Here is a 10,768-nt window from a genome sequence, read left to right on the forward strand (position 1 = left end):
TGTGTATCGGTAGAATGAGTATTATTTATATCTGCTAAATATGATTGCAAGGAACGACAAAGCGCTCAGTATTATAGGCAAAAGACGGTAGGATTGCTCAGTCTGTGCAGTCTTACTCTTGCCTTGTTCAACATACACCAAATCCCCCGAATGCAAATAATAATATGGAGAAGTAAATATTTCTCTTGTGTTTAGGTTTACCCGGCCAAACTCTTTTTTCCCATTGTTATCTCTAACAATCAAAACATTTTCGCGCTTGGCAAATATGGTTAGATCACCCGCCATACTCAGAGCTTCCGGCAGGGTTACTTTTTCATTTGGTATTACATATACCGATGGGCGTACAACTTCACCCATAATTGATATTTTGTAATTTAAAAACCTAACATTTACCGTAGGTTCTTTTAAATATGTTTTTAAACGATTTTTTATCGTATCACGTGCTTGCGCTGTTGTAAGGCCTCCAACTTTAACCGTACCTATTAATGGCAGTTCAATTATACCATTGGCATCTACTAAATTGCCGTTTGCAGTAGACTGGGTTAAAGGCACACTGCCGGTTGTTATACCACTATTAGTGTTATCAGTGCTAATATTACCACTTGGCGCATTATATGGGTTAAAAAAACTGCTTGCAGCAGGATTTAATGAACTGATAGGTATAGATAAAATGTCGCCAGGTTGTATTGTTGGCACATATTGCTTGGCAACGTCTATAGTATCAGACTGGTTGAGTTCTTTTTGAAAGTAAACAATACGCTTTTGATTGGTACAGGACGATAAGATAACAAGAGCGATAAAGAACAAAAAAATATTAAGGTAGATATTTTTTTTCATATATTTTTTCAATGGTATTTGGCGCAAAAGTAGAATTTTTTGTTAAATTAAAAGAATGTAATTAAACACATTAGCCTTTACACGGAATTTAAAAAGGCAATTTTAATGATTGATACAGTGGCTATTGGTTGAATATTGATTACTTTTCAATCAACATCCTTCTAAAATAGCTCACAGCACCCTCATTCCCGAATGCGACGATAAAACGAATACAAGGGTTAATTGTTTTTAATTTATTTAAAAAAATCATCTTTTAGGTCATCAATCTCTCTGCGATCGCGTTTTGTGGGGCGGCCCGCACCACGATCGCGGCTTAATAAAGGCGCATGAAACACCGATTTAAACGCATGAGTTTCTTCTTCAGGGGTAATATCTTCATAAAACATAACGGCGGTTTTAGCATCGGTACGGCTTTCTAACAGCCCGGTAACTTTTAGCATCCTTTTATCCGGCCCTTTTGACACGGTATACACCTCTCCTATTTTAACCTCGTGCGATGGTTTTATATTATTACCTTCCAGTTTTACACGCCCAGCCTTGCAGGCATCAGAAGCCAGTGTACGGGTTTTAAACGCACGTATCGACCATAAATACTTATCAATTCTTAGTTTTTCTTTCTCAGCCATGGCGCTCTTATTTGTTCACGGGTTCATTAGCTTATTGGTTTATTAGTATAATAGTTTTTCATACGTACACTGTGCTTTGATCAGGCACCAATGAACCATTGAGCAAATGAACCAATAAACTAACTACTACTATAAAACAAATCTCCTTAAAATTCCTTTAATTTGACAAAATTTATATTTCTAATGATCGACCTTAAAAAAATGATTGAGGATGCCTGGGATAACCGCACCCTTTTAAGTGAAAATGATTATATCAATGCCATAAATACCGTTATTGAGCGATTGGATAAAGGCGAAATACGTGTTGCCGAATTAATAGGCACCCGCTGGCATACAAACGACTGGATCAAAAAAGCCGTTATATTATACTTCCCTACCCGTGCTATGGAAGAAATTAAAGTTGGCCCTTTTGTATTTCATGATAAAATGAAACTGAAAACCAACTATAAAGACCTTGGTGTGCGTGTAGTACCCCATGGTATTGCCCGTTACGGTGCTTACCTGGCTAAAGGTGTTATTATGATGCCATCGTATGTAAATATTGGCGCTTATGTTGATGAAGGCACCATGGTTGATACCTGGGCCACTGTGGGTTCATGTGCGCAAATAGGCAAGCATGTACACTTAAGCGGCGGTGTTGGTATTGGCGGTGTATTAGAACCAGTACAGGCAGCACCGGTTATTATAGAGGATAACTGCTTCCTGGGCTCGCGCGCTATTGTGGTTGAGGGTGTACATTTAGAAAGTGAGGTGGTTTTAGGCGCTAACGTGGTTTTAACAGCATCTACCAAAATAATTGACGTAACAGGCCCCGAGCCAATTGAATATAAAGGCCGTGTGCCTGCCCGTTCGGTAGTAATACCAGGCTCATACGCCAAAAAATTTGCTGCAGGCGAGTACCATGTACCATGCGCGCTTATTATTGGAAAACGTAAAGAATCTACCGACAAAAAAACATCATTAAATGATGCTTTAAGGGAAAATAACGTAGCAGTTTAAGTATAGATATGAGATGTGAGATATTAGATTTGAGATTAGCTTCAGCATTGTCTTACAAAGATTAGATCATGCAGCCTGTCTCAAATCTCATATCTCAAGTCTCAAATCTCAAAATTTTGATTCGCCTGCCCAACTGGCTTGGCGATGTGGTGATGAGCACCGCGTTCATCAATGCTGTTAGGCAGCTTTATCCTGATGCCACTATTGATGTCATCATCAAAAAAGAACTGGGTGGCATTGCCTCGCTTATCCCCAGTATTAATAACATCCATCTTTTCTCGAAACAGGAACATAATGGCTTAGGCGGAGTTTACCGTTTTGGTAAATCCATGCGCGACGAACACTACGATCTTTATTTCAACCTGCCCCACTCCCTGTCTTCCTTTGCAATGGCATGGGCAAGCGGCGCTAAACAACGCATAGGCTTTAATAAAGAAGGTGGTTTCTTTTTGCTAACGCGATCTTTTAAGAAACCAGCCGACCTGCACAGGGTTGATGAGTATGTTTCCCTATTGGAAAGTTTCACCGGTAAAACCATCAGCAATAAACAAGTTGGCTTAGAAGCTCAAATATCTACAGAACCGAAAGAAACCGTTATCATCAATTTCAATTCAGAAGCGTCATCCCGCAGAATGCCTTTGGATAAAGGCCGCAGTATTATTAATGCACTTACATCCACATTTAAGGATACAACCTTTGCCTTTGTGGGTTCGGCAAAAGAAGCGGTATTTATTGAGGAGTTGCTTAATGGCTTAAACAATAGCAACAGGCTGCAAAACCTTGCCGGCAAAACCGATCTGAAAGGATTGGCAGAACTAATAGCAAGCAGCAAAGCCGTTCTTACCACTGATTCGGGGCCGGCACACTTGGCTAATGCTGTGGGTGCGCCAACCGTGGTTTTATTTGGCGCAGGTAATGAAAATAACACTGCCCCCTACAACAAACAAAGCCTAACGGTTATACGTTATGGCGAATTAATATGCGAACCCTGTGTGCGCAATACCTGCAAGTTATACGGTATTCCTAAGTGCATGGAAATGTTAGATGAAATAAAAATAATAAATGCATTAAGTTTGCACCTGAATCATGCTTAAAGACGAAGTAAACAAGGCGCTAAAAATCGTACAGGATGGAGGCATTATCCTTTACCCTACCGATACCATTTGGGGTATTGGCTGCGATGCTACTAATACCGATGCTGTTAAAAAGATCTACGAACTAAAACAGCGCGAAGAAAGTAAAAGCATGATCATTTTGGTAGACGTTGATAATAAGCTGCAAAGCTACATTAACGAAGTACCCGATATTGCTTACGAACTGATAGAATACTCCGAAAACCCTTTAACACTGGTTATGCCCGGTGCAAAAAATATCTCACCCGCCCTAATTGCCGAAGACGGCAGTGTGGGTATAAGGGTTACCAGCCATCCGTTTTGCCAGCAGCTTATACAACGTTTACGCAAACCTTTGGTATCAACATCGGCAAATATCAGCGGGCAAGCATCGCCCGAGTACTTTTCAAAAATAGATCAGGATATTATTGATGGGGTTGATTATGTGGTTGATATAGACCAGCATAGCACCGAAATTAAAAAGCCATCAACCATAATGAGATTGGCCCCAAATGGCGGTTTCGAATTTATTCGCCGTTAATTTTTTTATAATCGCTAAATTTGCGCTGTAATACAAGCCTGTTCGCAGCCCTTTATATGAAAAAACACCTGCAACATCCGGTATTTTCTGTTATTTCTAAACTTGCTGCCGAACAAGATGTACAGGCTTACGCAATTGGCGGTTACGTGCGCGATATTTTCCTTAACCGCTCATCTAAAGATATTGATATAGTTATTCTTGGTAACGGTATCGCCTTTGCCGAAGCGGTTGCCGCCAGGCTGAACGTTAAGGTATCGGTTTTTAAAAACTTTGGTACGGCCATGCTGCGCTACCAGGATGTAGAAGTGGAATTTGTAGGCGCCCGCAAGGAAAGCTACCGGTCAGACTCGCGCAAGCCAATTGTTGAGAACGGCACGCTTGAGGATGACCAAAAACGACGCGATTTCACCATAAATGCACTCGCAATCGCCCTTCATTCGTCACAATTTGGAGAGTTGATAGACCCATTTGGCGGCATTGCCGATTTGGAAACAAAACTCATCCGTACACCCCTAAATCCGGTAGAAACTTTTTCTGACGATCCTTTAAGAATGATGCGCGCGATACGTTTTGCAAGTCAGCTTAATTTTAGGATAGACGATGAAGCTATTGAGGCGATAAAAAGTAACCTGTCTCGAATAAACATTGTATCACAAGAGCGGATTACTGATGAACTGAACAAGATTATCCTGTCGCCAAAACCATCAATTGGATTTAACTACTTGTTTGATACCGGCCTGCTGCATATTATTTTCCCGCAGATGGTAGCACTTTACGGCGTAGAGATAATTAATGGTAAAGGGCATAAAGATAACTTTTACCACACCTTACAGGTGCTGGATAACATTTGTGAAACCACCGACGACCTTTGGCTGCGTTGGGCTGCCATATTGCACGATATTGCCAAACCACCAACCAAACGCTTTGAACCCGGCCACGGCTGGACATTTCACGGTCACGAGGATAAAGGGGCCCGTATGGTCCCCAAAATATTCGCGCAGCTAAAATTACCATTAAACGAAAAAATGAAGCTGGTACAGAAATTGGTACAACTACACCTGCGCCCTATTGTGTTATCGCAATCTATCGTAACAGATTCGGCCGTGCGCAGGTTATTGTTCGAGGCTGGTGATGATATTGAAGCATTAATGCTGCTGTGTAAAGCAGACGTTACTACAAAAAACGAATACAAGGTTAAAAAGTATCGCAATAATTTTGAGCTTGTTCAACAAAAATTAAAAGATGTTGAAGAGCGCGATAATATTCGCAACTGGCAGCCGCCGGTAACGGGGCTGGATATTATGAAGCTTTTTGGTATTGGCGAAGGCCGCGAAGTGGGTATTATAAAGAATAAAATACGAGAAGCTATACTGGAAGGCGAAATACCTAACGAGCGTGAAGCCGCAATAAACTTCACAATTGAAAAAGGGAAAGAAATTGGCTTGAAAGTTGTTGCAATCACAAATTAAAATAACATTCCTATTTTTGACAAAAAACTACTTAAAAAAATGGCACTATACAGGTTCAGGGTTACTTTTGAGGATTATGACGACGTTTCCCGGGATATTGATGTAAAATCTAATCAAACCTTTGAAGATCTTCATAAGGCTATACACCAGAGTACCGGTTATAACCCTGAGTATCCGTCTTCTTTTTATATCAGTAACGACCAGTGGATGAAGGGCGAGGAGATAACCTATATGCCAAATCAAAAAAGGATTGACCGCAAGATCCCTTTGATGGAAAATATAAAACTGAGCAGCTTTATTGACGATCCGCATCAAAAATTTTACTATACATTTAATTTCGACAGGCCATTTGATTTTCATGTAGAACTAATGAAAATTATATTGGAAGATACACCGGGCGTTACGTATCCTTCTGTTGTACGTTCTGTTGGCGAGGCACCAAAACAATTTGGTAACGTATTTAACCCAAGCGCTGCTGCTGCAGAAACACCGGATGAAGATTTCGACTTTTTACATGAAATGGCTTATAACCCGGAAGATGCTGAAGACTTTTCTGAAGTAACCGATACCGGTATTGATGAGGTAGACGAAAAGAAAGTTGGTGACGAAGAAGGCGAAGAAGATGAATTTGGCTTTGGCGACGATGAAGAGTTTGAAGACGAAGACAAACCCGGCCGCGACGATTATTAATAATTAGTCCATAGACCATAGCCGATGGTCAATAGTAGCTGCAATAGTCTTTCAAGCATGTTATTCTATGGACTATCGACTATGGACTATGGACTTCAAAAATAAAACCCTAATTGTTATAGCCGGCCCTACGGCCTCCGGAAAAACTGCGGCGGCCATAAGTTTGGCGCAGCATTATAATACCGTAGTTGTTTCTGCAGATTCACGACAGTTCTTTCGTGAAATGTCTATCGGCACAGCAAAACCCACCGGGGCAGAATTAGCCGCGGCCCCACATTACTTTATTAATTCGCATAGTATTACCGAGCCATTCTCGGTAGGTGATTTTGAACGCCAGTGCCTGCAATTACTTGATGAGCTCTTTAAGAAGCATGATGTAGTGATATTAGCCGGCGGCTCGGGTTTATACATCAGGGCCATTACCGAAGGTTTTGATGACCTGCCTACTGCCGATCCTGATATTCGCGACAGGTTAAATACCGAATTAGCTATAAACGGCATAGAAGCCCTACAGGAGCGCCTGAAAGAAATTGACCCTACGTATTACAGCGAGGTCGACATCAACAACCCACAGCGCGTTATAAGGGCCTTAGAGGTGCACGAAAGCACAGGCAAAACTTTTTCATCTTACCGCACCTCCAAAATTAACAAAAGGCCTTTCAATATTATTAAGCTTGGGCTGGACATGCCCCGCGAAAAATTATATGACCGCATTAACCAACGGGTAGATATAATGGTAAAAGATGGTTTGTTGGAGGAGGTTGCAGGTTTAACCCCCTATCGCCAATACAACGCTTTAAACACCGTAGGCTATACTGAATTGTTTGATTATTTGGATGGCAAAACAGATTTGGATACTGCGATTGCCTCTATTAAACAAAATACCCGTCGTTTTGCTAAAAGGCAGCTTACCTGGTTCCGTAAGGATAAGGATATTGTTTGGTTTGATGCAGGTGATGAAAAGTTGGTTGATAATATATTGTCGGAAATAAGTAAAGTTAGGGACTTAGCTTAAATCATTTCGGCTAAAGCCGTTGGCTTAGCTTAAGGTTCCGTCCCATAAATGGGACGGCAATGAATAGAAAAAATTTATTACCATTGGTTTAATCAACCCCGCCTGTTCAAGCGTCCACACTTGAACAAAAGCAATTGTGAGCGTCCACGCTCACGTGAAACACCCCGGATACTTTCAGCGTGGACGCTGGAAGTATTATAAAGTCAAGCGTGGACGCTTGACTTGGCGGAAGTCGCCCGACTTGGCGAAGCAAACTGCAAACTAACTACTGCAAACTGAACCTACGCGTTATCCAGTACAGATTGTATATAAACCCCGTAACCGCTTTTAATATATTTATTCGCTAGTACTTGTAACTGTTCTGCATTAATATATCCCATCAGGTAGGCTACTTCTTCAATACAACCTATTTTTTTAGCCTGGCGCTTTTCTATTACCCGCACAAATTCGGTGGCATCGCTAAGGGAATCAAACGTACCGGTATCCAGCCACGCTGTTCCCCTATCCATTACCCCAACATGCAGATTGCCTTGCTCCAGGTAAACACGGTTTACGTCGGTTATCTCGTACTCGCCGCGTGGAGATGGCTCAATGTTTTTGGCTATCTCAACAACGCTGTTATCGTAAAAATACAATCCGGGTACCGCATATTTTGATTTTGGCTTCAGTGGTTTTTCTTCAATCGAAACCGCTTTTAAATCTTTATCAAATTCAACAACCCCATAACGTTCCGGGTCGGCAACCGGGTAGGCAAATATGGCCGCGCCATCTACATTATTAAAGCTTTGTATCAATTTACTAAAGCCCGATCCGTAAAATATATTGTCGCCCAGTACCAGCGCCACTTTATCGGTTCCAATAAAATCGGCACCAATAACAAAAGCCTGTGCAAGTCCGTTTGGTTTTTCTTGTATGGCATACTCAAAGCGGCAGCCAATCTCTTCGCCTGTGCCTAATAAACGCACAAAGCCGGCATTATCTTCGGCAGTGGTAATGATCAGGATCTCGTTTATACCGGCCAGCATCAATACCGATAGCGGGTAATAGATCATGGGCTTATCATAAATAGGCATTAACTGCTTACTTATGGCCTGGGTTATTGGGTAAAGCCTTGTGCCCGATCCGCCTGCTAATATGATACCTTTCATGGGATAATTATTTATTTATTGAATTAGTGATTGAGTGATTTCCTGTCAAGCGTATAAGCTTTGCAAGTCTGCCTAAAATCACTAATTAGTTTTGTTGTTTTAACCTGCCGATGCAAACTGCAAGGCTATCTCTCCAATACGGAATTTGCAGGCCAAATGTTTGTTTGATCTTTGATTTATCCATAACCGAATATGCCGGCCTTACCGCGCGGGTCTTGTATTCGCTGGTTGGTACCGGGATAACTTTTACATCGGTACCCGATAGTTCAAAAATAGCTTTTGAAAAATCGTACCACGATGCTATCCCCTCGTTACTGTAATGGTAAATGCCATAAGCAATACTATCCGACTGAATGATGCTGATAATGCAGCCTGCCAGATCAATGGCATAAGTAGGTGTACCGGTTTGGTCGGCAATAACTTTAAGCTCGTCACGCTCGGCGCCCAGCTTAAGCATGGTTTTTACAAAGTTGTTGGCAAATTCAGAGTACAGCCATCCAGTGCGGATGATAAAATACTTGTCCAGCAAAACGGGAATAACCTTTTCGCCATCCAGCTTGGTTTGGCCATAAACATTAATTGGTTTGGCTACGCTATCTTCTTTAAGTGGTGATGATACATCGCCCTTAAAAACAAAATCTGTTGAAGTATGGATCAGCGTAGTATCGTGCTTGCTGCACAATCTGGCCAGGTTTTCTACCCCTGTTATATTTACTTTGGAAGCGGTTGCCACATCGTCCTCAGCTTTATCAACCGCGGTATAAGCGGCGCAATTTATGGCGAATGTGGGTTGATAGGTCGCAAATATTTTCTCTAAGGCTTCGGTATCAAGTATGTTGGCTTCGTCTTCGTTAGGAAAAATAAGGTAATCGAGGTTGTTATCTGCAGCAAGCTTTTTAAAGCATTGCCCCAACTGACCCGAAGCACCAAAAACTATTGTTTTACTCATTATCTATCTGTTAAAAACTTTAAGCATTTGATATACTTAAACTACTTACCGCTCTACATGTTTTACCAGGAAATCCTCGTAGGCAAGTTTAATACCGGTTTCTAATTCGGTTTTGTATGTCCAGCCTTTTTCTGCCAGTTTAGATACATCCATTAATTTGCGTGGCGTACCATCAGGTTTAGTAGCATCAAAGATCAATTTCCCTTCGTAACCTACAATCTTTTTAATGAGCAGGGCCAGATCTTTAATAGTGATCTCTTTACCGCTGCCTATGTTGATGAAACCGGCTTCGCTAAAGTTTTGCATCAGGTAAACGCAAGCTTCAGCTAAATCATCGGCAAATAAAAACTCGCGTAACGGCGAACCGCTACCCCAAATAACAACCTCGGGAGCGCCATTTTCTTTAGCTTCATGAAACCTGCGGATCAATGCAGGCAGCACGTGTGAGTTTTGCGGGTGATAGTTATCGTTATAACCATACAAATTTGTAGGCATAACCGATATGTAATCGCAGCCGTATTGCGCGCGGTAAGCATCGCACATTTTAATGCCCGCTATTTTAGCGATAGCGTATGGCTCATTAGTTGGTTCAAGCAGGCCTGTTAACAGGGCATCTTCCTTTAAAGGTTGTGGCGCCAGTTTTGGATAGATACAGCTCGATCCTAAGAACATCAGCTTTTTAACCTGGTTAAGGTATGATGAGTTGATGATGTTATTCTGGATCTGCAGGTTATCGTATAAAAACTCGGCACGATAGGTGTTGTTGGCAACAATACCACCCACTTTTGCAGCAGCAAGAAAAACATAATCGGGTTTCGTTTGCGCAAAAAATAAGGCTACCGCCTGTTGATCGCGCAGGTCAAGCTCGGCAGATGTACGGGTTACAAAATTAGTGAACCCCTCGGCCTCCAGCTTGCGCATTATGGCCGAGCCCACCATCCCACGATGACCGGCAATATATATTTTAGCGTTTTTTTCCATTTTGTTTGGTCGATAGTCAATGGTCCATAGACCATAGTAAAACACTCCCATAACCATGGACTATCAGCCATGGACTATGGACTTTAAATTACGCCTGCCCCATGGTTCCGCCAAAATTCATTGGGAAACCTGTTGGGTCATTCTGAATTTTTACACGGCCGTTTATAGCTTCAAACTTTTCTATATTATCCTGCAAAGCGGCCAACAAGCGTTTGGCATGCTCGGGAGTTAATACTATACGCGATTTAACTTTTGCCTTGGGTACACCCGGCATAACACGTATAAAATCGAGCACAAACTCCGAGCTGGAATGGGTTATAATAGCCAGGTTAGCGTAAACGCCTTCGGCAACCTCTTCAGAAAGCTCAATGTTGATCTGGTTTTCGTTTTGTTCTTCCATG

At 41.8% G+C, this 10,768-nt stretch carries 12 protein-coding genes; 6 read left to right on the plus strand and 6 right to left on the minus strand.

The window, feature by feature from the left end; all coding sequences use genetic code 11:
- Positions 1-21: 21 nt before the first annotated feature.
- Positions 22-837, minus strand: a complete 816-nt coding sequence (locus NPE20_RS23355) for a polysaccharide biosynthesis/export family protein (protein ID WP_256541125.1) — start codon at positions 835-837, stop codon at positions 22-24.
- A 233-nt stretch (positions 838-1,070) separates the two neighbouring features.
- On the minus strand, positions 1,071-1,463 hold the full coding sequence (locus NPE20_RS23360; protein ID WP_256541126.1) for an RNA-binding S4 domain-containing protein: 393 nt from the start codon (positions 1,461-1,463) through the stop codon (positions 1,071-1,073).
- Positions 1,464-1,646: 183 nt separating this feature from the next.
- On the opposite strand from NPE20_RS23360, the gene NPE20_RS23365 reads away from it, so the two are divergent.
- The 6 genes from NPE20_RS23365 to miaA all read left to right on the plus strand — a co-directional run bounded on the left by NPE20_RS23365 (position 1,647) and on the right by miaA (position 7,289).
- The gene (locus NPE20_RS23365) at positions 1,647-2,462 is read left to right on the plus strand and encodes a 2,3,4,5-tetrahydropyridine-2,6-dicarboxylate N-succinyltransferase (protein WP_256541127.1); all 816 of its coding nucleotides are present in this window, start codon (positions 1,647-1,649) and stop codon (positions 2,460-2,462) included.
- A 116-nt stretch (positions 2,463-2,578) separates the two neighbouring features.
- Positions 2,579-3,556, plus strand: coding sequence for a glycosyltransferase family 9 protein (locus NPE20_RS23370; protein WP_256541128.1), 978 nt, complete (start codon positions 2,579-2,581; stop codon positions 3,554-3,556).
- A complete protein-coding gene (locus tag NPE20_RS23375) occupies positions 3,549-4,115 on the plus strand; it encodes an L-threonylcarbamoyladenylate synthase (protein WP_256541129.1) in 567 nt (188 codons plus the stop codon). Before NPE20_RS23370 ends, NPE20_RS23375 begins: the two co-directional genes overlap by 8 nt.
- A gap of 56 nt (positions 4,116-4,171) precedes the next feature.
- Positions 4,172-5,584 (plus strand): CCA tRNA nucleotidyltransferase, encoded by a 1,413-nt coding sequence (locus tag NPE20_RS23380; RefSeq protein ID WP_256541130.1) that lies wholly within the window; start codon positions 4,172-4,174, stop codon positions 5,582-5,584.
- 39 nt (positions 5,585-5,623) lie between these two features.
- Positions 5,624-6,274, plus strand: a complete 651-nt coding sequence (locus NPE20_RS23385; RefSeq protein ID WP_256541131.1) for a plasmid pRiA4b ORF-3 family protein — start codon at positions 5,624-5,626, stop codon at positions 6,272-6,274.
- A gap of 67 nt (positions 6,275-6,341) precedes the next feature.
- Complete coding sequence (gene miaA, locus NPE20_RS23390; protein WP_256541132.1) at positions 6,342-7,289, plus strand: tRNA (adenosine(37)-N6)-dimethylallyltransferase MiaA; 948 nt, start codon at positions 6,342-6,344, stop codon at positions 7,287-7,289.
- Between the two features lie 281 nt (positions 7,290-7,570).
- On the opposite strand, the gene rfbA is transcribed toward miaA, so the two are convergent.
- The 4 genes from rfbA to NPE20_RS23410 all read right to left on the minus strand — a co-directional run bounded on the left by rfbA (position 7,571) and on the right by NPE20_RS23410 (position 10,767).
- Positions 7,571-8,437, minus strand: a complete 867-nt coding sequence (rfbA, locus tag NPE20_RS23395) for a glucose-1-phosphate thymidylyltransferase RfbA (protein ID WP_256541133.1) — start codon at positions 8,435-8,437, stop codon at positions 7,571-7,573.
- Positions 8,438-8,522: 85 nt separating this feature from the next.
- Entirely contained in the window at positions 8,523-9,386 is an 864-nt protein-coding gene (rfbD, locus tag NPE20_RS23400; RefSeq protein WP_256541134.1) for a dTDP-4-dehydrorhamnose reductase, read from the minus strand.
- Between the two features lie 45 nt (positions 9,387-9,431).
- On the minus strand, positions 9,432-10,367 hold the full coding sequence (gene fcl, locus NPE20_RS23405) for a GDP-L-fucose synthase (RefSeq protein ID WP_256541135.1): 936 nt from the start codon (positions 10,365-10,367) through the stop codon (positions 9,432-9,434).
- A gap of 88 nt (positions 10,368-10,455) precedes the next feature.
- On the minus strand, positions 10,456-10,767 hold the full coding sequence (locus NPE20_RS23410) for a DUF3467 domain-containing protein (RefSeq protein WP_256541136.1): 312 nt from the start codon (positions 10,765-10,767) through the stop codon (positions 10,456-10,458).
- Position 10,768: the final 1 nt, after the last annotated feature.

Source organism: Mucilaginibacter aquariorum, assembly GCF_024498135.1.
GTDB classification, from domain to species: domain Bacteria; phylum Bacteroidota; class Bacteroidia; order Sphingobacteriales; family Sphingobacteriaceae; genus Mucilaginibacter; species Mucilaginibacter aquariorum.